Annotated in this window: 22 protein-coding genes; 3 read left to right on the forward strand and 19 right to left on the reverse strand. The window is 50.4% G+C overall.

Going from position 1 to position 23,864, the window contains the following annotated elements; translation table 11 throughout:
• Window positions 1–63: 63 nt before the first annotated feature.
• The 10 genes from OXH16_18160 to OXH16_18205 form a co-directional block, all read right to left on the reverse strand.
• Entirely contained in the window at window positions 64–888 is an 825-nt protein-coding gene (locus OXH16_18160) for a DUF4037 domain-containing protein (GenBank protein MCY3683326.1), read from the reverse strand.
• A gap of 18 nt (window positions 889–906) precedes the next feature.
• The gene (locus OXH16_18165; protein ID MCY3683327.1) at window positions 907–1,488 is read right to left on the reverse strand and encodes a hypothetical protein; all 582 of its coding nucleotides are present in this window, start codon (window positions 1,486–1,488) and stop codon (window positions 907–909) included.
• A gap of 15 nt (window positions 1,489–1,503) precedes the next feature.
• Window positions 1,504–1,743: a DUF433 domain-containing protein gene (locus OXH16_18170; protein ID MCY3683328.1), complete on the reverse strand. Its 240-nt coding sequence runs from the start codon at window positions 1,741–1,743 to the stop codon at window positions 1,504–1,506.
• 40 nt (window positions 1,744–1,783) lie between these two features.
• The gene (locus tag OXH16_18175; GenBank protein MCY3683329.1) at window positions 1,784–3,238 is read right to left on the reverse strand and encodes a restriction endonuclease; all 1,455 of its coding nucleotides are present in this window, start codon (window positions 3,236–3,238) and stop codon (window positions 1,784–1,786) included.
• Window positions 3,239–3,358: 120 nt separating this feature from the next.
• Complete coding sequence (locus tag OXH16_18180) at window positions 3,359–3,712, reverse strand: hypothetical protein (GenBank protein ID MCY3683330.1); 354 nt, start codon at window positions 3,710–3,712, stop codon at window positions 3,359–3,361.
• 66 nt (window positions 3,713–3,778) lie between these two features.
• Entirely contained in the window at window positions 3,779–4,666 is an 888-nt protein-coding gene (locus tag OXH16_18185) for a hypothetical protein (GenBank protein ID MCY3683331.1), read from the reverse strand.
• A 233-nt stretch (window positions 4,667–4,899) separates the two neighbouring features.
• Entirely contained in the window at window positions 4,900–5,286 is a 387-nt protein-coding gene (locus OXH16_18190) for a type II toxin-antitoxin system VapC family toxin (GenBank protein MCY3683332.1), read from the reverse strand.
• Between the two features lie 8 nt (window positions 5,287–5,294).
• Window positions 5,295–5,546: a type II toxin-antitoxin system Phd/YefM family antitoxin gene (locus OXH16_18195; GenBank protein ID MCY3683333.1), complete on the reverse strand. Its 252-nt coding sequence runs from the start codon at window positions 5,544–5,546 to the stop codon at window positions 5,295–5,297.
• A gap of 48 nt (window positions 5,547–5,594) precedes the next feature.
• Window positions 5,595–6,269 (reverse strand): hypothetical protein, encoded by a 675-nt coding sequence (locus OXH16_18200; protein ID MCY3683334.1) that lies wholly within the window; start codon window positions 6,267–6,269, stop codon window positions 5,595–5,597.
• A gap of 32 nt (window positions 6,270–6,301) precedes the next feature.
• Window positions 6,302–7,069 (reverse strand): hypothetical protein, encoded by a 768-nt coding sequence (locus tag OXH16_18205; protein MCY3683335.1) that lies wholly within the window; start codon window positions 7,067–7,069, stop codon window positions 6,302–6,304.
• A gap of 199 nt (window positions 7,070–7,268) precedes the next feature.
• Between OXH16_18205 and OXH16_18210 the strand changes: the two genes are divergently transcribed.
• On the forward strand, window positions 7,269–9,551 hold the full coding sequence (locus OXH16_18210; GenBank protein MCY3683336.1) for a glycoside hydrolase family 95 protein: 2,283 nt from the start codon (window positions 7,269–7,271) through the stop codon (window positions 9,549–9,551).
• On the opposite strand, the gene OXH16_18215 is transcribed toward OXH16_18210, so the two are convergent.
• The 9 genes from OXH16_18215 to OXH16_18255 form a co-directional block, all read right to left on the reverse strand.
• Entirely contained in the window at window positions 9,538–10,305 is a 768-nt protein-coding gene (locus OXH16_18215; GenBank protein MCY3683337.1) for a 3-oxoacid CoA-transferase, read from the reverse strand. The genes OXH16_18210 and OXH16_18215 overlap by 14 nt on opposite strands.
• Window positions 10,298–11,305 carry a CoA transferase subunit A gene (locus OXH16_18220; GenBank protein MCY3683338.1) on the reverse strand — a complete coding sequence of 336 codons (1,008 nt, stop codon included), beginning with the start codon at window positions 11,303–11,305 and terminating at the stop codon, window positions 10,298–10,300. The genes OXH16_18215 and OXH16_18220 overlap by 8 nt, the downstream gene beginning before the upstream one ends.
• 10 nt (window positions 11,306–11,315) lie before the next feature.
• Window positions 11,316–12,086: a glucose 1-dehydrogenase gene (locus OXH16_18225; protein MCY3683339.1), complete on the reverse strand. Its 771-nt coding sequence runs from the start codon at window positions 12,084–12,086 to the stop codon at window positions 11,316–11,318.
• A gap of 14 nt (window positions 12,087–12,100) precedes the next feature.
• The gene (locus tag OXH16_18230) at window positions 12,101–15,007 is read right to left on the reverse strand and encodes a UvrD-helicase domain-containing protein (protein MCY3683340.1); all 2,907 of its coding nucleotides are present in this window, start codon (window positions 15,005–15,007) and stop codon (window positions 12,101–12,103) included.
• A 393-nt stretch (window positions 15,008–15,400) separates the two neighbouring features.
• Window positions 15,401–16,012, reverse strand: coding sequence for an ATP-dependent Clp protease proteolytic subunit (locus OXH16_18235; GenBank protein ID MCY3683341.1), 612 nt, complete (start codon window positions 16,010–16,012; stop codon window positions 15,401–15,403).
• A 111-nt stretch (window positions 16,013–16,123) separates the two neighbouring features.
• Window positions 16,124–19,126 (reverse strand): chondroitinase family polysaccharide lyase, encoded by a 3,003-nt coding sequence (locus OXH16_18240; GenBank protein ID MCY3683342.1) that lies wholly within the window; start codon window positions 19,124–19,126, stop codon window positions 16,124–16,126.
• A gap of 17 nt (window positions 19,127–19,143) precedes the next feature.
• Window positions 19,144–20,400, reverse strand: a complete 1,257-nt coding sequence (locus OXH16_18245) for an MFS transporter (GenBank protein MCY3683343.1) — start codon at window positions 20,398–20,400, stop codon at window positions 19,144–19,146.
• The gene (locus OXH16_18250; protein ID MCY3683344.1) at window positions 20,397–21,218 is read right to left on the reverse strand and encodes a sugar phosphate isomerase/epimerase; all 822 of its coding nucleotides are present in this window, start codon (window positions 21,216–21,218) and stop codon (window positions 20,397–20,399) included. Before OXH16_18250 ends, OXH16_18245 begins: the two co-directional genes overlap by 4 nt.
• A 103-nt stretch (window positions 21,219–21,321) precedes the next feature.
• Entirely contained in the window at window positions 21,322–22,710 is a 1,389-nt protein-coding gene (locus OXH16_18255; GenBank protein ID MCY3683345.1) for a sulfatase-like hydrolase/transferase, read from the reverse strand.
• 99 nt (window positions 22,711–22,809) lie between these two features.
• Between OXH16_18255 and OXH16_18260 the strand changes: the two genes are divergently transcribed.
• Together OXH16_18260 and OXH16_18265 are read left to right on the forward strand one after the other, a co-directional pair.
• On the forward strand, window positions 22,810–23,160 hold the full coding sequence (locus OXH16_18260) for a helix-turn-helix transcriptional regulator (protein MCY3683346.1): 351 nt from the start codon (window positions 22,810–22,812) through the stop codon (window positions 23,158–23,160).
• A 155-nt stretch (window positions 23,161–23,315) separates the two neighbouring features.
• Window positions 23,316–23,738 carry a hypothetical protein gene (locus OXH16_18265; GenBank protein MCY3683347.1) on the forward strand — a complete coding sequence of 141 codons (423 nt, stop codon included), beginning with the start codon at window positions 23,316–23,318 and terminating at the stop codon, window positions 23,736–23,738.
• Window positions 23,739–23,864 lie beyond the last annotated feature (126 nt).

Genomic DNA, 23,864 nt, shown 5'->3' on the forward strand with positions numbered 1-23,864 from the left:
TATACTCAGCATAACACGCTTTGGTAAGGATCAATTTGCTAAAGCAAAACAAATTCTAAGCCCTTAACTCCCAAGTTTAGAAACTTCGGCATCACGGGCTTGTGAGGTGAACAGGCAAGTGTGGATAGTAATTTCAATAATATACCTATCTATTTCCCACCACAGACTCGCGATGACAACCTGCCGGGACTTCAAACTCTCCACAGACAAATCTCCCGTACTCATCGCAGCCTGTAAGCGCGCCTCCCAATTCTCTGGCGTCCACCCAAGACTGCGGCTCAAATGCAGCAACCACTTCTCATGTGGAATATACTCCCGGTTGGCTACAAAAAGTGCTTGAACCAACGCAGTGACAGCCTGATTGAACACATAGTGACCCTGTAGAACATCCCCGCGATGAATCCAGCTATCGCCCGCAAGCCGGAAATACCACCAGCAACTCATCAGCAAATTTCCCGCCTTACCGGGTTCAGGTCGCTCAGCCAATTTCTCAGCAAAAAGTGAATGGATAAGCTCCCGAGGATCAAACAGAATCTCCGCATACGATGCATCCCACAACTCAGTATCATCCCAATCGCGCGCGCTTTCAGCCCTAAAATCTACATACTTGATATCATAGAGTTGCCCCGCCAATTTGGTAATCCCAACAGCAATCGGAGGCTTACTCAATTGCCAGTCCACAAAAGCTTCTGAAGTCAAATAGATAGTTACATCAATCTCCGAGAGATGATCTGCATAACCCCGTGAAAGACCACCGTTCAAGGTCAAGCCTACAACACCCGGCAAAGCTTCAAACTCCGGCAACATCTTTTCCAAATGATGTCGAAGCGCAGCGATCTTGTTCTCAGACTCGATTTGTACCTGTGGACGATTCACTTCTTCACTCATATCCCGCAACTCTTTACCTCAAGAACGATCTACAAACGGATCTGGATCGTATTTTGAATGATTTTGTGAAATGCACTGTAGCACTTGATAGTCATCTATAGACTGCCACATATAAATTCTTCTGCATTGTGAACACAAAAAAAGAATATTGTCATCATCAAGCGGATCGTAGAGTTTCTCGATCAACCTCGATTTTCCATATTTTTCATATAATGCATTGAGCGTTTCCAGAGGAATCGCGCGTAATGCCTCTTTAGAAATCTCCGGTTTTATACCCCACAGAGGTTTCAAATCAAACCCACAAACGCACTGTCTATCGTGCATATCCCCGTCCCGCCTGTGTACGCGTTCATCGTCAAACCATCTCCAATCGTATAGCCTTTTGCACTTTGAACACAACTCATAATGGGCTGATGTCCCCGGCATCTCTTCATTTTCTATGAGGCGATTAATCTCCTCCTGTTCTGGCAGACCCAGCACCTTCTTTGTCCCAACCAAACAGTATCGGCATCGCCGATTTTTTTGGCGAATATAGAAGATCAGATAGATGGGACCCACCACAATAATCAGCAACAAAATAAAAGACAATAATCGTTCCATTGTTATTCCATAACTTCACTCTGAAATATGAATATCTTCGACCTGCACCACATCAATCGCATAATGAACGCAAGCGCGAATGTCGTCTTCTTGAAGGTCGGGAAAATAATCAGGGAGAATCGTCTTAAACGAGATTCCCTCACGCACCAATTCGAGAACATCAACTACTGGAATCCGGGTTCCTGCAACACAAGGCTTACCAAAATGAATTTGGGGATCAACCGCAATCCTGCCTCGATAATTTCTATTGTCCATATCGCTTAGACTCCAAATGCCAAGATTCACCACAGGCAATTCACCCATTAGCCGCGAGGTCATGGAAGATAAGACCTTCTCGTTGTGGATAACTTATAATCGCCACATCATCAACAACCACGACAGAGTGTGGCCCGTTCGGAGCCTCGCCCAAATACACTGAACACTGGATGCGACCCGTGAGTTTGTTTAGGGTGACAAGCTCACGATTATTCCGGTTAACCGATAGGAGCTTATCGCGGTAAAGGGCCTGAGAAAGTGGATCGACCCATCGAAAATGCTTGTTTCTCGCATTAGGAGCGAAACGGAAGTTTCCCAGTATTTCCCGCCCCAATTCATCAATGAGACAGATGCCTCTCAGTGACTGGAACATACCAACGAACAGGCGTGTTTGCTCCGCATCGTATGTCAGGCAAATTGGCATGGAGTTGTCACTTTGACCGCTCTCGACTTCGGCGAGATAGAGATTGCCAATATACCGACGCTTGGCAAGATCATAGACCGCCAGAAAGCAATTTCCTCCCTGATAGGATATGCCGTCCAAATTGCCACCTCGCTGGATGCCGATATAGAGAAGCGGTTTGGATGGATGAGGAAGAATACATAGACTACCCCGGCCACCTTGAGGATAGTCAATCGCCTCATACTCGTAGGTGGTGCTGTCTATAACGAACAGGCAATTGACTTGGTTGCTCGCGAAATAGACATGCCGTCCATCTGGAGAGGCCGCGATCGCGCCTTCGCCTCCGCCTGGAATCTCGATTCGGTTGATGATTGATTGCGTGTCAATGTCAATAACGAGAATAACCTTCGAGAACACCTGACCGACGAATAGCTTTCCATCAGCACATGCCATATTGCCGGGTGGATACTGCCTGATGACCCTTCGGCTATTTATAGTCCCTTGATCTTCATATTTGTCCAGATCAATTATGCTTTCAATGGATCGGGATACAGGATCGACAATGGCGATGTTGCCGACTTGGGGTGCGCCCCAATTTCCGACAAATACGCGTCCTTCATACTTCAGAAGATGATGCGGTTGGTAGTGGTTTGGAAACACCTGGACCGGTGATGCGTCCGGTTCGTCGGACTCTTTGAGGATAAGTGGGATACGGGTCCTGTTCAACTGCGCTGTTTGCCTGAAGTCTTCAAGTGAACTTTGAAGAAGGATGTTTGTGTTTTGCGCCGCCTCGGACGCACCCGACTGAAATCCGCTCTCGCAAAAGATAAATCCACGGTCGGCTCCAACGTCTTGAACGATACCCTGTAGATTTAGAACCTCTTTCTTTTCCACAGGCCTTGATGTCAGCTTGCATTCAACAATCCAGCGACAGTCATAGCCGAACTGTGGAAACGTTACATACACATCGATTTTGTGCTTTCCGCGCGCACCTGTAATCGTCTTCTCGACTTCGGCTCTACAACCGAGTTCCCTGAAGACCTCCGCCGCGGCCTCCTGATACTCCAGCCAGTTTCCGTATTTCGGGCTCATTAGAAAGGAATGCCTCCAAAATAAGCCGGTGTCTGCGTCGAATCTGTATTGATAGTCAAGAGTAGGGACCTCTTCTCAAAATCCGATTTCCTTTCGATATCCCGAGTTGTCGCAATAAGATCAAGCGGTTTCAAGATCCGTCTCCAAATGCAGGCGCCGCCACTTGCGATACACATGCTGCCAATCAGATTTCTCAACCCATGACGGGCTGGGGAACTCGCCTATGCCCGCCTCAATCAACTTTGGACGGATGCGTCTGATGAAGCTGGATGTCCAACTGGAGTCGAGCCGTTTCTGGTCACCATCGAAGACAATAATGATGCGAAGATACGTTTCGCCGCTGGCGTCAGAACCAAATTCATCGACCAAGGGCACCACCACAATGGGGTCGAACACGAACTCGTCCGACGAGAACCGTTCCGCAAGGGTCTCGCTGACAATGGTCTGGACTTTCTCATTTTGTTCCTGTGTCATCACAGTGTCTCCCTGTGGGATAAAAAATACATTTTCCGCTGTGTATTCGTCTGGACTTGGTCCGTTTTAGGTGAATGTCATTCCAATGTTCCTGAAGCCTTCTTCTGGGTCGAACTCCGCCACTTCAGCACGTTTATCAACAATCGGAAGGTCGAAATCCTCTGGCTTCTCGCAGAAGTAATTCTTTCGACCTCCTCCCTTAAACAAAGACATATCGTAGCGATTCTTGTAGTCTGGCCCCCAAATGATTTCCAGCCGGTCACCCAGTTCCTCCCACCCTTCGGAGTTCATCCTGACTGTCATCCAGCACCAGAACTTGCCGTGAATTTGCATTCGCTCCTGTCGCTTTCGTAGGCTATAGACGTACTGGGAAGGTTCGAAATTGTCGTTCACCGCATATTCCGCTATTCGCAAAGTGCCAAAGATGACCTCGTGCAGGAACTCTATGCTCACCATGGGCATGGACTTTGGGTTCTCAATGAGGTAGTAGCGCCAATCAAAGGAACCGAAGTGTTTTCCCTTGTTCTCCACGCCGTCGAGATTGGTTAGAAAGTCGTCAAGACATGTAAACGGAAACGTCATGTTGTTCTCGAAGGCAAGAACGCCCCTGAAGTCGTCGTAGTATTCCCTAAGAAGATCTTTATCGTCTTCCGGCAATCGTAGGAACAACTCGTTCAGCGTGTGGATCAGGTCCGGCGTACTGCCGTGTATGTGAATAAGCAGCTTGAAGGACTCTTCCAAAAGGAAATATCCACAGATAACATAGCCCCATGCCTGGTATATCTCGTGGTTAGCTACCCTGTCAGGTTTCACAGGACACTTGGCGTATTTTTCCTTCTCCATACGCAATGCCGTGTCCAGACCAGCTACTGTCGCGAGATCGGCATCCTTGAGGTTGCTCTTATTCTTGCTCATTTCGTCAACGTATAGTAGAAAAGTTGAAAAAAATTTCACGCCTACGATCCATCTACTGTCAGAGCGGTATTACTGAATACACTCTCTTCAGCACATGTTCTGCCTCAATCATCCACAATATATCCGAAAGCCAAAAAGGTGTCAACGAACCCTAAAGTAAAAAAAGCACGCTCTAAACAGAACGTGCTTTTTCATTTTACTTCTGAAACCGCTATTCAGCCCCACAACTGGTTTCGTAGGTACCAATACTCACTATTTACAGATCTGCCAATTTACCATAACGCACGTACATGGGGATAACTTAAAATCTGTTGATCCACAGTTAAAACAGTCGCATCAAACAAGCGTGCCGATGCGACAATCATTTGATCTGACGGATCTTGGTGAAAAGGCTGTGGAAGCCGCGTACTCTCAATGGCTATTTCAGGAGACAGAGGAAGCAATTGAAAATGTGACATATTCAACGCCTGTTCAACCCATTGATCAATCTCTATACGCAACCTGAGTCTGTTTTTCTCGACCAATTTTGCAACTTCCCACACTGAAATTACAGACATCAAGAGCTGATCGGTTGCATCCAAATTAATGATCATATCGCGAACTGCAGGTGACAGTTTCTCTGGTGCTGTATGCCACCAGACCCATACATGGGTATCCATTAAATATATCATCGTGCAGCATCCCAGATATCGGCTCCCAGAGGGGATACAATATCAACTTCCTCAAGTACTGTTCCTTTCAACTTGCCAGGCTCTTGAACCGCTACACCTTCTGAAACATCTGCCCCATAGGCTAATGGTACTACCTTAACAATCGCCTTTCCCCGTTTTGTCACGATCACAGGTTCGCCTGTTTGAACAACCTGTTCCAAAATTCCCAAGGCTTGAGCCTTAAATTCAGTTACACTCCTCGTCTGCATTGTTTCCTCCTATAATCTCATTTTTTGACTAACCAATTTTTTAAAGGCTTACACACTGATACTTAATCTTGCCATGAACTCCGTTATCCCAGAATACATATTAGTAACTTGCTCGGATGTATATTCGTCATATTTGCCGTGCGCTGCTTTGTTACGCAAGTCTAACCACATGGTTACGGCTTTTTGGTCTAATTTAGAATAAACATTTTCTTTTGCCAAATCTGAATTAAGCCGATCTGCTTTTTTGGGGATTAGAATACCCTGATTATTCTCAAACTCAATAGATACTGAGTTTGCATTGCAAAGTTGACGCAAATGCTCTTCTAAAACACTTCCTATGATTACAGCAGCAGGATCTTTATATTCTTGCGTTAATAAATGATCAGCCATTTCTAAGAAGTCGGCGAATAGTTCCGCGGCAACCAAACCTTTAACAGTAAACAACCAATCGCCTTCAATTTCTTGCTTAATTGAATTCAGGATCTCAAGACCAGACTCTATGTCTGAAGGATAATAGCCATCAACAGATGTATTAAAGCTATCATAGTAAGAATGATCTTTTCCATAGACTCTTTCTATAAAAGATAGTGAGGCTGCCTTGAAGCCATTAGCCTTACCTGTGTCAACATACCTTCCTCCATATTCGCTACTTTTTGTCGTCGCAAGTACTGCTTTACCTAAGTTTTCCACTTGTTCTAAACGATTTAATAGCTTTTCCTGCATAATCTATCCTTTCCGGTTCTAAGATGCGTCAATCATGCGGACGCTGCCTTCGCCCAGCTCTCAGGCATAAGGAGTCGCCATCGGGATATGAGACGACGGCATGAAAGCCTCGGATCGAGTTTGGCATTGCCCTGGGTCAAACGCGCACGGCACGCCTCAACAAGAGTGGTAGTGTTGGGGCCGCGTTCTGCCAGAAAGCCCAGGCGCTTGAATACGGCACCGTTACCGACCCGGTCTGCATAGGCAATCAGCCTGTCATCATCCCTATCCTTGCGCTCGAAATAGACTGCAAGACAATCGGCAACATGCTGGATACCGGCTCCGAGGTCAGGATCGTCAAGCATGTCGATAATGGTACGGTGAACATCCGATACAGCAATCCGGGTTCTTCCGAGCCAGACAGTCTTCGTGCCGAAGATCATATCCTGCCGGACATGCTTCAGGGTAAAATGTGCGCCATGGCGTTGCTGGCATTTCGCACGCACAGCACGCGCAGTCATCACAACAATATCGCGGAAGATCTGCTCTGTCAAATCCCAGTGTTCCGCAGCAGTCCGGCCGCCAATGTAGGCCGGCTTAAAAAGCGCAGGCACCAGCACCCAGGGATCATCAAGAACCAGTTCGCTGGTAAGGGAATCAAGGCCAACAGGTACATAAGCGCCTGGGCCGACGCGCCGCAACCAGCCCTGTCCCCTCCAACGGGAGAGAAGCTTGGTGGCGTCGGAACGGCTAACGCAAAGAGCATGTTCAGCATCGGCGATATGAATAATATCGCCTGCTGTCCGAATAACAGCAGACAACCTGCGGCGTCCCTCAGGTATGGTAGTCTCTAAGTTCATGGTAATGTATAGTCAAACTGCAAAAAATCGCATTTTATGTGAATTTTTGTCTTCATGATATATGATAGCCAAATTCTCGCAGTTTTTCAACCATTTTGTAATGTATTATATTGATTGTGGTGATTTCGTAACAACAAGGAGATAAACAGCGGAGGAAATAATGAAACTCTGGTATAACGAACCAGCGGAAGATTGGAATCACGCCTTGCCCGTGGGGGCTGGGAAACTCGGCGCCATGGTATTTGGTGGGGTGAGCAATGAACGCATACAAATGAACGAAGACTCGATCTGGGCGGGACCTCCCGTACCCAAATCACCGCCGGGCGCGCAACAGGTCGTCGCACGCGCGCGTCAACTGCTCTTTGAAGGCCAATACACAGAAGCGCAGGACCTCGTGCAAGAAGGTGTCATGGGAGAACGCATAGTACCGCGCAGCTACCAGACATTGGGCGACTTGCTCATCGAGCAAAGCGGTGTCGAACAACACACCGATTACCGCCGCGAACTCTCGCTAAACTCTGCAATCGCCACAACGCGATGGAATGCAAATGGCGTCGCATATCACCGAGAAGTATTCGCCACAGCAATCGACCGGGCAATAATCTGTCGCATCGCATCCGACAAAGCAGGCGCAATATCGTGTCGGATAGCTTTTCATCGGGAAGAAAACGCGCAGTGGTCGGGCATATCTGAAAACACACTCCTCATAACCGGCCGCTCAGGACACGGAGAAACCCATCCCGGCGTGAAATTCTCTGCAGGCATCAAAGCAATTGCCGAAAACGGGCGCATCCAGTGTGCCAACGACACCCTCATCATCGAAAATGCAGACGCAGTCACAATAGTCGTCTGCGCCGACACCGACTACAACTTTGACGACCCCTACACGCCCCTGACACGCGACCTGAAAACCTCCGCGATATCCACAATCGATAGTGTGCGTCCATATCTCCGCGTAAAACGCGAACACGTTCGGGATCACAACAACTACTTTAACCGATGCGCCTTCTCTCTCGGAGAAGACAAATACGACAACATCCCCACAGACCACCGCCTCGCCGAATTCGAACACACATCAGACCCCGCGCTCGTTGCACTCTACTTCAACTTTGGGCGCTACCTCACAATCTGTTGCTCGCGCCCGGGCAGTTTATGCGCCAACCTACAGGGCATCTGGAACCAGGAATACGAAGCTCCGTGGAACAGCGACTACCACATCAACATCAATATCCAGATGATCTACTGGCTCTGTGAACTCGTCGGCTTGCCCGAATGCCATGAACCGTATTTGGGATTTTCAAACGCCCTGCGCACAACAGCCCGCCAAACAGCAACAGAAGTCTATGGTTGTCGCGGAACCGCAGCGCATCACACAACAGATGCGTGGCGATTCACCGACCCATTGGGAAAGGTACAATACGGCATGTGGCCCATGGGCTGTGGATGGAACAGCAGGCACTTTTTGGAACACTGGGATTTCAACGGCTCAGAAACATTTCTGCGCGACCAGGCCTGGCCGGTTGTGCGGGATGCCGCCCTGTTCTTCCTCGACTGGTTGGCAGAAGATCCAAAAACCGGCAAACTCGTATCCGGCCCCTCCTCTTCACCGGAAAACCGCTTCCTCGCACCGGGCACCCAGGACGTATGCAACCTCGTCATGGGACCGAGCATGGACCAGCAAATAATCTGGGAAACATTCACAAATTGTATGCGCTGTGCCGAGATCCTATCCCTCGACGACCCCATTATCGACGACATAAAAAGCGCACTATCCCGTCTCGCAGAACCGCAAATCGGCTCCGATGGACGCCTGATGGAATGGACGGAAGAATTTGAAGAACCAGAACCAGGACACCGGCATATCTCACACATCTACGGCGTATATCCCGGCTTCCAACTCGTCAACCAACCCGACTTCTTGGCTGCCACGCGCAAAAGCATAGAACACCGCCTCGCACATGGCGGCGGACACACGGGTTGGAGCAGAGCATGGCTCATCAACGTGTGGGCGCGCTTAAAAGACGCAGATTGCGCCTGGGAAGACGTGCGACAACTACTCATACGCTCGACACTGCCCAACCTATTCGACAACCACCCCCCATTTCAGATGGACGGCAACATGGGCGGTGCCGCGGGCATTGTGGAAATGATATTGCAAAGCCATCACAACGCCGTCGAATTACTTCCCGCACTGCCAGACGCATGGACAGAAGGCAACGCAGAAGGACTGCGGGCAAGGGGAGGATTTATTGTAGATTTACAATGGAAAAACGGGGAAAAATCCGCGCGCATAACTTCCCTATTGGGCAATCCTATCCGCATACAATACAACGGCTCTATACGCGCAGTCAATGACGACCAGGAGGTCATCGCAGAAGGTCAGGGAGAAATCGCGTTCCAAACCGAAAAAGACAAAAGCTACAACATAGTCATCTCCCAATAATCAAACCATCGGGATCGACCTCATCGCGCAAAATGCACAACTCCGCTTCCGTGGGCGGCACCGTCTCTTCGACCTCAACCACCTGACCCAAATCAAACCCGGTATTCTCCTGCACCTGTTCAAACGTCACGCCGGGATGCAAACTCTCGACCTGCATCCGACATGTATCTTCATCAAAACGCATCACACCCAAATCCGTAATCACGCGATAGGGTCCCCCGCCTTTGGGCAACCCCGCAGCCTCGCGCGCCCCCGGCCCAGTCAGAAAACCCGGCGTCGTCAAAAAATCGACCTCCTCCACAAACCGACGGCGATCGTGCTGTGTAATAATCAGCGTGCGCCAGCAAAAACTCGCAAAATCATTGGCACCCCCGCTACCCGGAAAACGCACACGCGGTTTTTTGTAATCGCCAATAACCGTAGAATTTAAATTCCCATACGCATCGATCTGAGCACCGCCCAAAAACGCGTAATCCATCACACCCCGCTGGCACGCCTCCATAATGTCACACATACTCGTCGCCATAAGCGCCCGATGTGTCGTGCGCGAATCGCCCACAGAAATGGGCATCGCGGGCAACATCGGCGCCAAACCACCCGCCTCAAAAGCCACCAAAAGCCCCGGCGCATGCGTCTTTTGTGCCAGCATCGCCGCAGCACACGGCGCCCCCGTACCCACCCCAACGGTCGCCTCATCCTCCAGCAACCGGGACGCCACACAAATCGCCATTTCAACTTCATTGTAATCAAACATAACCCGCACCCTTACCTTCCAACCTCTGCAACTCCGCCAGCCGCTCTTCCCCGCCGCAAATCTCCAGATAGTCCTCAAAACAATCAACACCATACAAATACTTATCCAGAAACGCGCGATATGTCTCCGCATCTTGCTCTGCGTCCAACCACGCTTTGAGATGCACCTCATCCGAGAAATACTCCCCAGCCATATTGCCGGGAAACGATCCATAAGGCACATGACACACCGCATCAACACAAAAAGCCGGAATCGCGGTTGCATTGGGATCGCTGCGAATCTCATCTGTACTCACAATGCGCTCGGCACTCACAATCACACGTTTAGATGCACGCGACAAATCCCAATCAGCCACCGTAATACCCCGAATGCGGCAATTCCCGAATAAATCACTCTCGTGCACATGAATAAGCGCCACATCGGGATACAGAGCGGGCACAACCGTCAGCGACTTGCCCGTAAAAGGACACGCGATCTCCTTAGCCGCACTCTCCCGAAACGTATCCGTCCCCAACATACTGCGAACAGGCACAAAAGGCACACCCGTCGCCGCCGCCCGAAACCGACATGCCAGCGCGTAATTTGTCCACTCACACACCTCCACCTCTCCACTCTCCATCAACCGCCGCGCCTGTGCCGACAACCCGCGCGCTTCCAACCCCAAAATATATGCCGCATCCAACCGCGAAAAAATCTGCTTCCCCGTACGCGTACCCGCCGCCAAAATCTGAAAATCGTGCGTCGTCGTATGACCGGCAAACCCCAGATCCGTTCGCTCCTGCCGCACAACCTCGTGCAAAAGAGCCGTCGCAATCCTGTTCCCCCCAAACCCGCCAGAAGCCAGATAATCCCCATCGTGCACAAACCGGGCAACAGCATCAGACACAGATATCAGCTTATCTGTCAACGCGCCCTTCTTCTCTCGAAAAAACGCCCGTGCAACATCTGGATCGGGATCTGTAAACAGCGGTCCCTGGCCTGTATTTTCAGAACTCGTCATTATTCCCACCTCAAAGCGCTGTCCAACCGCCATCCACCAGCAGCGTATGCCCTGTAATGAGATCGGCAGCCGGACTCGCCAAAAACACCACCGCACCCACCACATCTTCGGGCTGTCCCACGCGCCCCAAAGGAATGCGAGAAAGCAAATCCTCGCGCAACTCTTCATTATCAAACGTCGATTGTGTCAACGGCGTCAAAATAAACGTCGGACCCACGGCATTCACCGTAATCTGATGGGGTGCCCACTCCACAGCCAACACCCGCGTCAGATTCACCACACCGGCCTTACTCGAACAATAAGCCGCCCGCTTGTAATAGCCCACCACCCCATTTTGCGACGCAATATTCACAATTTTGCCACCACCCGTCTCAATCATCGACTGCGCCACGCGCTGCGACATAAAAAACAACCCCTTCAAATTCACATCCAGCACCCCATCCCAATCCGCCTCTGTCACTTCGAGCGCATCCCTGGGAATATTCACACCCGCATTATTCACCAGAACATCAACCCGGCCATAAGTATCGACAACCCGGCTCACCGCAGCATCAATACTCTCCAAATCCGGCAATTCCAACGCCAAGGGCAACGCCCGCTGCTCCAAATCTTCAACCGCTTCGCACACCTCATCCAGCGCATCGATCTTCTGCGGCACCTCACACACCGCCACATCGGCACCCACCTCAGCCACTGCCAGTGCAATCGCCCGTCCAATACCCGAACCCGCACCCGTCACCAGCACCACCTTATCATCCAATCGCATACTGGGCAACACCATCACGCCCGCTCCTTTCACGAAGAAAAAGAAATATTATTCTCCGTATGCCGGCAAGAAATATCATCATCTCCGCGAAAATTCCTACACCCCCAGAAAACCCCATAGCGCCCCTTGCGCTGAACCATATCCGCGCCACACTTCGGACAAACTGGCAACCATGAATCACAATCGGCATCGAGACATATTTTAAATCGCCCAACGCGCTGCATCGGATTGCCACACTGTTGACATCCGCTCTCAGTATGATTGCACAACGGATAATTGCTACAACCGTAAAACGACTTTCCCTGCACGGCAACAAGCGTACCCGTCTTGCACTTCACACAGCGAATGCGCTCAAAAAACGCCTGTTCCAAACGGGTCTCAAAATCGTCCAGCGCCAGCGGATATTTATTCTTCAACAACTCGACCAAAAACTCAGAAGCATTCGCCATATCCCCAATCAAATACACGCGCTGTTTGGCGCGCGTCAGCGCAACATAAAACAAACGGCGCTCCTCCGAATGTGGAAAAGGATCTAACGCGGGCAACAACGCCTCGAGCAAAGAATGCGAAGTCTTCTGCGAAGGAAAACCGTACTGACCGCGTTCAAGCCCCAGCACCACCACATAATCCGCCTCCAAACCCTTCGCACCGTGAACGGTATTACACGCAATAGACAAAGAAGGGAACCGCTTCCTCAACATCATCATCTGCGTGTCATTGGGCAAGTTAAAACGAAACCTGCCCAACAAATAAACCGAACTACCCTCTTCCGCCCGCTCGGCGACATGCGCCAGCACACGATCCAACCGATCGTCAAGATCCGCCTCTGAACCGCGACGCCTCTTCTCGCGCAACAGTGAAACCGCGGGATAATTTACCATCGCGTGCGTAGTCAACGCCTTCTTAACCTGAGCCGGATTCTCAATCACAAACCGGGAAGCAACATCGCAAATACTATTATTAAACCGAAAAGTCTTATCCAGCACCGTAATTTTAGTCGCCCCAAACCTCGCCTCAAAATCCGTAGTAAACCGAATATCACTACCCGTAAAGCGATAAATCGACTGCCAATCATCGCCCACGCAAAACAGAGAACACGCACCAACAGACTCTCTCAGCGCCCGGACCAACCGCGCACGCGGCTCGGAAATATCCTGAAACTCATCCACCAGAATGTACCGCCAGGGCGAAACAAAGCGACCACATTGCACATACGCGATTGCCCTGCCAATCATATCGTCAAAATCAATGTGCTTATTTTCTTTCAAAAATGCTTCATACTTCTCATAAATCGGCACCACAATTTTCAAAGCCTGCTGCTGAGCCAGACTCAGATCGTCGCCCTGAACAAACTCTGTCCACGGTTGATCTGGACGAGGCAAATGGCTCTTATACCGCCTCAACAAATCTGCGAGCAACGGAGTCAAATCGCGAATCGCCCCAAACTCCCTCAGCGTATCCAGCATCTCATCTGTCGAACGCGGATTAAATTGTACCCCGGCCTGTATTAATTTTTCCTGCAAGCCAATTAGCAAGCGACCTTCGGAATATTCGTAGTGAAAGGTCTCAATCAAGCGCGTCTCGTACTTCTCGTGAACTCCGCGCTTCCATTCCATCCCCGCGTGATACTTCTTCTTCTCCACATAAGGCGCCGTATTCCCATCGCGGTCTATACCAAAGTGCTCCAGATAAATACCGTAATCTGGAAGATAAAAATCGGGTTGATATTGCCGATACTCTGGACTCCTCGTCTCATGCTCATAATCAGCCTCGTATCGATACGCCACCCCCAGCATAAACAGATGATTGGCAATCCACAACTCACCCAAACCCTTTACCATCTCCCCCTTCAAGGTGCGAATCTCATTCGCAAAAATATATTCAAAGTACTCCCCCTGGGTTTTAAAATCAAAGGGATTGACCTCCTGATACCTGTAATAACCCAGATAATCCAGAACCCATTGTCTATAGGTCGGAATCGCGAGCAACGCCTCAAACCACCCATCGACATGCTTCTCAAGCAACGCGCCATCTGTTGCCAGAGGAGAAATCGAAGGCTGCACCTTCTCGACCGAAGCAATAATATCCTTGCCCAACTTGTGAAACGTACTCGCAACAACACCTTTCTTATCCACGCGCTCATCCAGCCGCTCCTGCATCTCTCGTGCCGCCTTATTCGCAAAAGCCAGCATAAGAATCTCATCGGGCCGTGCCTGCCCGCTCTCAACCAAAAAACCCGCACGCCCCACCATCGCACTCGTCTTGCCAGTACCCGCACCAGCCAGCACCAGATTATTGTCCTCGTCTATCACACAGGCATCGCGCTGGCTCTCGCTCAGCGGATTGCTCTCCACCCCATCAAAAAAGGTCGAAAACGCTTCTTTGAGGCGCTTGACATACTGCGCGCGAAAATCTTCCACCTCTTGATCGCCCCAGTGCGCCACCTCCTGCACCAGCGTAAAATCGGCATGGCGCTTGCGATCCAAATACCCTACCGCCGGCACCATGCGAAACTGATCGAGCATATCCTGCGCCATCGCTTTTACCTTCAACAAACGGGAACTGCGCAGATAACCTTCATCCAGCAATAGATTAATCTCCTCGGCACACCGCCGCACCTCTGACGCGAACTTTTGAGACTCCTCCAACCAATACCAATAATCCTCCAACCAGTCGAAAAATCCCTCCACCTCTGATTTGCCCAACCCCTTCAGCCGCTCCTCTCCGCGATCCGTCGGCAACACCAGTTCAAAAAACAGCCTCCCCCGGTGTAATACATCTTCTCGCGTCAAATTTTCAGCGCATAAGGCAAAGCGTTTGCCCCCGCCCCTCTCCAAAATCAGACTATCAGATGAAATTAAAATCGTTGCCGTCCTCGCGCCCAAAAGACGCATCATCCAATGCGGGGTAATACTTTTGTTCTCAAGTGTATTCATCAGTATCTCAATTAAAAAAAGAAAAAGTCTCCTTACTTCGGAGACTTTTTTAAAAAATAGATGCGGTGTACATAATTCCTACTGTTGTGGTATAAATAGAGTTTTTCTATATATTTCCTTTTCATGCCTTCGGCGACTTCATTTTTTTGCGCGCCCAAAAAAATGAAGCAAAAAAAGGGCGCCCCTGCGGGGGGCTTGCACAGCGCAAAGCGTTTTTGTGATAATACGCCATGCTGTGGCCTGCACAGTTGGGATACCATAAGGATGCCCGCTGCGAGACGGACTTGCGCGCTGTGCATAATGGCTTTGATTGATGGCGTTTTGTGAGGGTGTGTTTTTGTGAGGGCTTATCTGAAGTACTGCGCAACATAAATTCTTAATTTTTAATTGCCTTCACTCACCTATCTCATCAAACCCATTCACAACCCGGCTGATCAACCCGTATTCCACAGCCTCATCGGGACTCATCCAATAATCTCGATCCGTATCTTCCTCAATCTTTTCAAGTGGCTGACCGGTCTCATCGGCATACATCTCGTTAATCTTCTTCTTAATCTTCACGACCTCCTCAGCCGTGCGTCGCACATCTTCAGCCACCCCTTGAAACCGCATTGAGGGCTGATGAATCATAAGGCGAGAATTTGGCAAAGCCAGCCGATCTGCCTTATCTGCCGCCATCATAATCACCGTCGCCGCACTGGCTGACAGACCCGCACTGATAATTTTTACTCTGGGGCGGATAAACCGAATCATATCGTAAATCGCAAACCCATCGTACACACTACCGCCGGGCGAATTAATAAAAATTTTAATCGGTTCTTCTGGATCTTCATGATCCAAAAACAGCAACTGCGCCGTCACCTTAGCCGTCAATTTGTGATCCACGGGATCGGAAATCAAAATCGTACGCGCATCTATCAGTCCCTTGTTCAAAATACCGTTCTTCGACGCGCCGTCTTCCTCTTTATCCTCATCCTCGAGGATCACATCGTCCTCAAAAATCATCCAATCCTCCAAAAAATAAAATCAAAAAACTCGTTATAACCAATGGCTCAATTTATCCTATATCCCCATTTGAGTCAAGAGGCTTGCTATTAATTTTTTCTCTCCAAACGCCTAATCCGCCCTCACCAACTTCACCTCCACACTCTTACCATCCTGACACATAAACGCCACAATCGTCTGATCCGACTGAACCCTTGCGTCCGCCAGATCATACGCACCATCCAAACGCCATTTTCCGCGCACTGTCACCTCCACCTTCCGCGGCATACTCGCCTGATTGACAATCAGCGAACCATCCTGACGGTGCGGCGTTTGAATCTCCCAGTCCCACCCAAAATCCGGATCAGCAACAGAAAGCAATAACCCGTCACCCACTTCTCGGACCATCACCAAACTCGGCAAAGATACAGCCTCAACAGGTCCACCTGTCGGCCTTGCATCCTTATCGAACAGCGCATAACCCGTCGCCTTCATCCCCCGGTGATGCACAATATGTGCCTGACCATCTTGCCGCCACACATAGTATTCCGGTGAACTCGCAAACGCACGCACCCTATCCGGCGACCTCTGAACCAGCACGGCATAGTGATACGACGCATCCTGAGGCGCGCTCCCGTGATCCAGATACGCCAGTTCAAAAGCCCCTGTACCGCCGCTATCCCTACCATAATTTTTAGAAACTTGCACCTGACGCTGCACCCGCAAATCGCCCCCATCGGGAACCACATACCCATTGCCCAGAGAATCCATCAGCCATGCCCTCTGCCCCATTGTCCCCGAAAACATGTATGGAATCGCATGCACACTTTCCCCATTCACCCCCGTAGAACGGTCCTCAGAGATAGCCGCCTGAAATAGCGGCGTCACCGTCGCATGCCCACCATCATCATTCTCAATACCCGACCCCAGGCAAACCAGCACATCGTCAAAACAGAACACCGTCTTAACCGCCCGAAAACTCGTATTGAATCTCGTATCGTGCAACTTCAGCGCAAACACGCCATCTTGTCCCTCCAAATTCACCCCACCCACAAAAGTCTCATCCGAAAAATTGCGATCGCGTCCCTCGTGTTTGAGCTGCTCATGACTCAGGCGAATCGCCGTCGTACCGGGCCACATACTCCAATCCCATCCATCTCGCACAATCCCACTCGCCTCACGGCCAACCGGATCGCCATTCGCGTAAATCAGCATCGTCCCATAGCTCAAATAACGACCGAGCGGATTATTCCTCCCCGACGATTCGTAATCCCACACGTACTTGCTCCACCCCTTCATACTCACCATCCAGTCCCCACGCCGATGTATGGACAGCGCGCCATAAGGCAGAGTCCAGTGCCCGGACGGCGGAGCGGCAGGTGCGTACCCCGCCTCTGCAAAATCTGCCATCATCTGCATCGCACCCGGCGTGTGCAAATACATCAGCCGCACCGATACCCGCTCAAACAAATCTTCTATCAGCAACTGCGATTGAGGTCTCCAAAGCTGCATAAACGCGCCCGATAATTCCGCATCCACCGGAGAATAGCTCAAAGCCACATACATATACGCCGGCAAAAGTTTGGTAGCCACCGCTGTATTCCGCGGAAAACGACCATTAACAGCCATTGAAATATCATACGTATTCGCCATAATCCTGGACGTCAACAGTGCCTGCTTCAAATTATCGCGCTTATCATCCGCAACTGCAAAAGGCGTATCATACAACAAATACACCAGCACAGAAGCCACGTGAAAAGCATTTGGCGCATACCCACTCGCGTAAATACCTCGATGGTGAAAACCCACAAAATCCGGCTTAATCGTATCCAGCCACCCAGGCGCAATAGATAGTGCATTATTGAGCCATACAATATAGCGACGCATATTCGCCACCTTCTCGGGCGAATCGTCCATCATCAAAATGCACAACAACCGATACATCGCCACCGAACGCAAAAAATCCGCATTCGCGCCCGGCACCTGCGGATCCTCATACAACTCGCCAAACATACTGAACCATTTCAGCGTCGCCAACTCTCGCGCCAGTAACCCCTTGCTCCGCAAAACATCCCGCATCAAATACACGGCATGGGCATATCCCGCAACCCGCAAAAACTCGTGATGCATCGCCCCAACACCACTGCCATCTGCCCAACCTTGATCGTGCAAATAATCGAAAATATCTATCACCCGGTCTCTCGCCTCCTCATTCCCATTCAACCGATAATCCAGCACCAGACGCAACAAAACCCCCTGAAAAACACTCTGAAAAAGGGGTTCATAGGGCGACAGCTCGGCAAACAGGGGCTTCCCCAAAATGCGGTCATCCTCGCGTCGAATCTCGTAATCCGCCAAGCTACGATACCCGCGTCTTATATAGTCTTTAAGCTCATTGAGCCGAATCCTCACAGGCTCCCGCTGGTCATCCTTCACCCCAGCACCCAGCACCCACGCCTCATATCGCCGGGCAATCGTCTCAAACGCCTGTCTCTCATCATCGGTAATCTGCAAAGGAAGAGGACCCGGCAACCTGTTTTGACTCCATCGATATTCGCGGCTCCTATCTGCTCTATTCGCATTGACAAAGGGAACCTGAGCATCTGGAGACCGCCTGGGGTGAATTCTCTCCACCAACGCCACCAGATCCAGATAAACAGCCCCGCTATTCGGTGCCCTGATTTCAAACGCCGTCACACGCCCATTTCTCGCCCCCTCATAAGACCTGTTCCGCGCATCATCCCGTAAATGGATCCACATCGCCCGCCAGCCCGTGAAATTCAAACCAAACTCAAACTGGTAGCGCGGATTATTTGCAGCCAATTCAGACTCTGTCCCAAACCGAAACGTCAGCACCTCATCGAGCGCCACCTCGTTATACACCCACGCCCGAAACCCGGTCAGCGCCTTATTGCGTCCCGGCGCGGGATCCGTGAACAAAATCCGCCCATTATTCTGCCATGACCACTTCAAGGAGTGCTGTCCCCCTTTGTACCGCCTCATCGAAAGCGACACCTCGCTGCCCGCATCTACCCGGTAGGCCCCGGACTCATCCTCAAAATCATAGTGCCAGGGCATATCCTGTGCCAGCGCCGCACTGGCCATACCAACTGCAAAAATAAAGATCCACTTCATACACACCCCTCTAAAAACTATACCGGCGCATCTTCTGGCCTGGGAATATTCACAAACCAGGCAAAAACGGCAACTATCAACACCGCTGGTGACAGCGCGTAAAACGCGGGTGCATAAGATCCCGCAGAACTAAAAATAGACTCCATAAACCACGGACCTGTTGCAGAAGCCAAAACCGCAAACACCTGTGCCGCCCCCTGAATCTTACCCAGATGAAGACGGCCAAAAATATCTGCCCACGCCGTAAAAAAAATCACCGAAACCACGCCACCTGAAAAACCGAGCAATCCCGCATGTGTCAGCGCTTGCCCCGGCGTTTTAAGCTCCGGAAACGCGATCAAATAAACGCCAACCGCCAGCATCGCAATCGTCATCAGCCTGCCCAAAGACCATCGGCGCGCCGCCCACCCCGCTGTAAAATTCCCCAACAAACCCGTCGCCATAAACACCGCCATCGCATATTGAAACACCGTCTCATCAAACCCCAACTCCCTCAATATAGACTGATTGAACAGCATCACCCCCGCAATAACCAGATTGTAGAGCGCACTCCCAATAGCAAACACATAAAAAGCCGGTGTCATCAATGCCTGTACGAGCGTAAATCCAATCACCGGCTCATCCGACTCATCATCTTTTACAACCTCGGTATCCAGCCCAACCGCCTCCGGATCTCGACGAACAAATAGCAGACACAAACCAGATAGAACCATCAAAATCCACCCCAGCCCCGACCACATAACCCGCCAACCCTGCTTGAGCACAACATCACCAGCAACAACAATAGCAACCGCAAAACCCAGACTCATAAGCACGGCAAAAATACCCATCGCAACACTCAACCGCCGCACAAACCACTTGCCAACCATCGTCAAACTAACCACAGACAGCGCGCTCTGCCCCACACCCCGCATCAAAACCAGCAACAAAAGCAAAAAACCAGCACCTGCCACCTGACTAAAACCCAAAACCACCAGACTCAGAACAAATAGCACCCCTGTCACAACAGCGCGAACCCCAAAGCGATCAATAGTTACCCCGCAGATCAAATTGAACAACGCCCCAAAAATCGTCGCCCAGAAATTCATCCTGGCAAAATCGAGCCGGGAAATCCCCAGATCCGCGATCAAAGGCTCCGTAATCAAACCAATACCAACACTTCTGCCCGGCAGCGTCGCCACCATCGCAACCGCCGCAAAAATCAGAACCACCCAGCCATAATAAAACGGCACACGCGCGGGTAGCGCATTGCCAAAAATATTTTTCGAACTCATTCCACACACGCCTTGAGCTTTGCCAGACCCTCTTCAGCAACCACAACAGACCCCTTCTCCCAATAACCCGGATTAAACAACTCCAGAGACAACATCCCCTCATACCCCGCATTCTCAAACCCCGCCAAAATCTCTGCCCAGGGCGCCAAGCCATCCCCCGGATAAACCCGATCCGCATCTGTTATGGTATCCCTGCCGGGCGACGCTGGATAATCATTCACATGCACCAGCCCCAGCTTGCCCGGACCCAGATGTTCCAGCCCGTGAAAATGTCCACTCCCCTTGTACATATGATAAACATCCGCCAGCAGCACCGTATCGGGCCGCCCGCATTCAGCCGCCACCAGCAAAGCCTCGCCCAACGTACCCAGAGTTTGTGCAATACCCCAAAACTCCAGCAGAGGTTTCGCTCGAAACCCGGCAACCTCATCCATCAACTCACCATAGCGACGCGCCACAGAAAACAAATCCACATCCCGGTCTCGAATCCCAAAAGGCGGTGCCGCGACATACGTGCAATTGAGCGCATCGGCCATCTCAAAACAGCGACGCGCCTCTTCAAGCCCCTTTGCCCGCTCCTCATCCTCTGGCACTGACCACTCAAAAAACGCGATCAAATTGACAATCTGAATCCCCCTACCCGCTGCCTTATCGCGTATCTCAGACAGCGAACCACCCCCCGCAACCCACGCATCAATTTCTGCTACCCATGGCTCAATCCCCTCATACCCCGCATCCGCCGCGATATCGATGGCATCAACCACAGAAACGCCCTCATTGCGAATCGTGCTGGTATTCAAACAATACGAAAAACCCATTTTTATTCTCCCGATTCGTTGATGAACTGCTGGCGCAGTCATGCTCGAATTACTCGCCTTCATACCCCGTTTCGTTGATTCGTCTATTCGTTGATTCGTTTTTTTATATACTCGGCAAAGGTGCCGTATCGCCCGTCTCGTGCTGCCACAAGCGAATCGCCGCCGACATATTGCGAACGCGGTCCCGATGCTCGGGCGCATCGAACAAATTATGCTCCTCAAAAGGATCGGTATTCAAATCGAACAACTCGCACTGATCGCCCGCACACAAATTCAACTTCCACCGGTCGCCCGTCACAACACAACGCCACGGCAGCGTCGCCACCAAATTGATATCCGGATTCCCCAAATTGCGGTCGCCAATCCCATTCCACTCCATAAACGCCATATGCGCCTTCAAATCGCGTTCACCTGTCAACGCACCTGCCACACTCTCACCCTGACACTGGTCTGGAATCGGCAGCCCTGCCAGATCCAAAAGCGTCGGAACCAGATCCGCGTGACCAAACACCCCATCCACCCGCGTCTGCTCTGTACTCAACCACGGCACATGCATCAAAAACGGTACCCGTGCCGACTCCTCGTAAAACGCCCGCTTCTCCCACATGCGATGATCGCCCGCCATCTCGCCGTGATCACTCGTAAACACAAAAATCGTATTCTCCATCTGACCCGTCTCATCCAGCGCCTGCACCATCTGACCAATGGCATCATCCACAATTTTCACATTGCCCAAATACTGCGCCCGCAACTTCCGCCAATTCTCATCCCGCGTCATATCTTCCGCCACAACCCGCGCATCCGTAGTATTGCGATAAAAATCCGAGCGCACGCGGTTAAACAGCGAATGCCCCTCTGGATGCTTCAAAAACGTCGGTCCCACCGGAATCTCCTCCGGATCGTACAACCCGTCATAAGGTCCCCGATAAGGCGGATGCGGCTCAAACGTACTGGCAACGAGCAGCCAAGGACGCTCCGTATTCTCGCGAATAAACCGCTCGGACTCCGCGCCCACATAAGCCCCAATCTGCGCGGAAGCCGGCATCTCCGCGCGTTGTTGGGGCGTAAACCTGTTGGGCACATTCGGCGCAAAGCCCTGATCCAGCAGCCACTGGTGGTACCCGCACCCATCCGCAATACTGCACCACTCGTCAAACCCGTGCTGACAGTTGCCATCATCTCCCAAATGCCACTTGCCCACATACCCCTTGCGGTACGCATCGGGCATCATCTCCGCTATGGACAACGTCTCCTCCCTCAGCGGGATCCCATTGACCACACACCCATGCGAATGCGGATAAAGCCCGGTAATCAACGACCCGCGCGCCGGCGTACAAACCGCCTGCGTCACATAGGCATTCTCAAAAACAAAACTGCGCGCGGCCAGTGCGTCATGATGCGGCGACTGAATCCACTCATTGCCATAACACGCCATCGTATCCGTGCGCTGTTGATCGGTAATAATAACTACAATATTTGGTTGATGGGACACTGCGAATCCTCCCTAAAAAATGAACTTGCATAAATATGCTGAATTTAGCATATTATATCTTGTGTATGCAAAACCACAAAAATACTGGAAAAATAGAACATGAGCGAAAAAGCAAACTACACCGTAGGGGCCGGCAACGTTTTTAAGGACCTGGGATTTGATCGTCCTGATGAAGAATTGGCAAAATCAGACCTGGCAATTCAAATCAGTAAAATCATCCAACAAAAAGGTTGGACGCAAAAAAAAGCCGCAGGTGTTCTCGGCATCGACCAACCCAAAGTATCCGCGCTCAAAAACGGACGACTGGGCGGATTTTCTATCGAGCGTCTGTTGTCTTTCTTGCGGGCATTGGACCGGGACATTGATATCGTCGTACGTCCCAAAACCGAAGATGTAGCACATATCCAGGTTGCAGAAGCAATCAATCGTCCCAGATATGTAACGCGCTAAAAAAGGGGCTTATGTAGGATAGGGCCGAAATGCTGTACATGCAAAAAGTTACTTGACTTTATGTCAAGGAGTTTTTTATCCTTCAAAAAACAGCGCAATCCGCGCATACACAGCAGAAGCCACGCGCCAATAGGCGCATACAAGGAGACAGGTGTATGGAAAAAGCAGAGAATGTGCTATCAGAAGAGAACACTGCCTCTCGCTTCCTTTATCATTGGTGGAGAAATCGACTTACGGATGACAACAATGAAAGACTGCTAACGCATAAGTTGCCTTTTGCAAAAAAAAATAAAGGACAAGGTATATCTTCTCCAGTCCATGAATTTCAAATTGATTTACCCCTGCCTTCCGGACATTGGCCTATCATTTTTGAAGAATTTCCAGATGGGTCTTGGGCGGTATATTTTAAGGATTTCCCAGACATTATCGCGGGTAGTAGTGATGATTTGGAAGAAGCATTAGAGTGTTTAACAGAGATTGTTATTGATGAACTTTCAGACGATAAAAATATTTCTGATAACATTTCTCCATATCAGAAAAGACGATATCAATTCTTGAAAAAGGTTTTCGGGGTATGAATGTGAAAGAACACCGAAGAAAGGTACTGAGAAAGCTCAAATTTGTTAAAAAAGAAGGAAGAAAACATGAAATATGGATATTTGACGCTGGAAAAGTACGTGTAAGGACGGTTGTAAGCCGCGGCA

The sequence above is a fragment of the Gemmatimonadota bacterium genome (genome assembly GCA_026705765.1).
In the GTDB taxonomy this organism is placed as follows: Bacteria; Latescibacterota; UBA2968; order UBA2968; family UBA2968; genus VXRD01.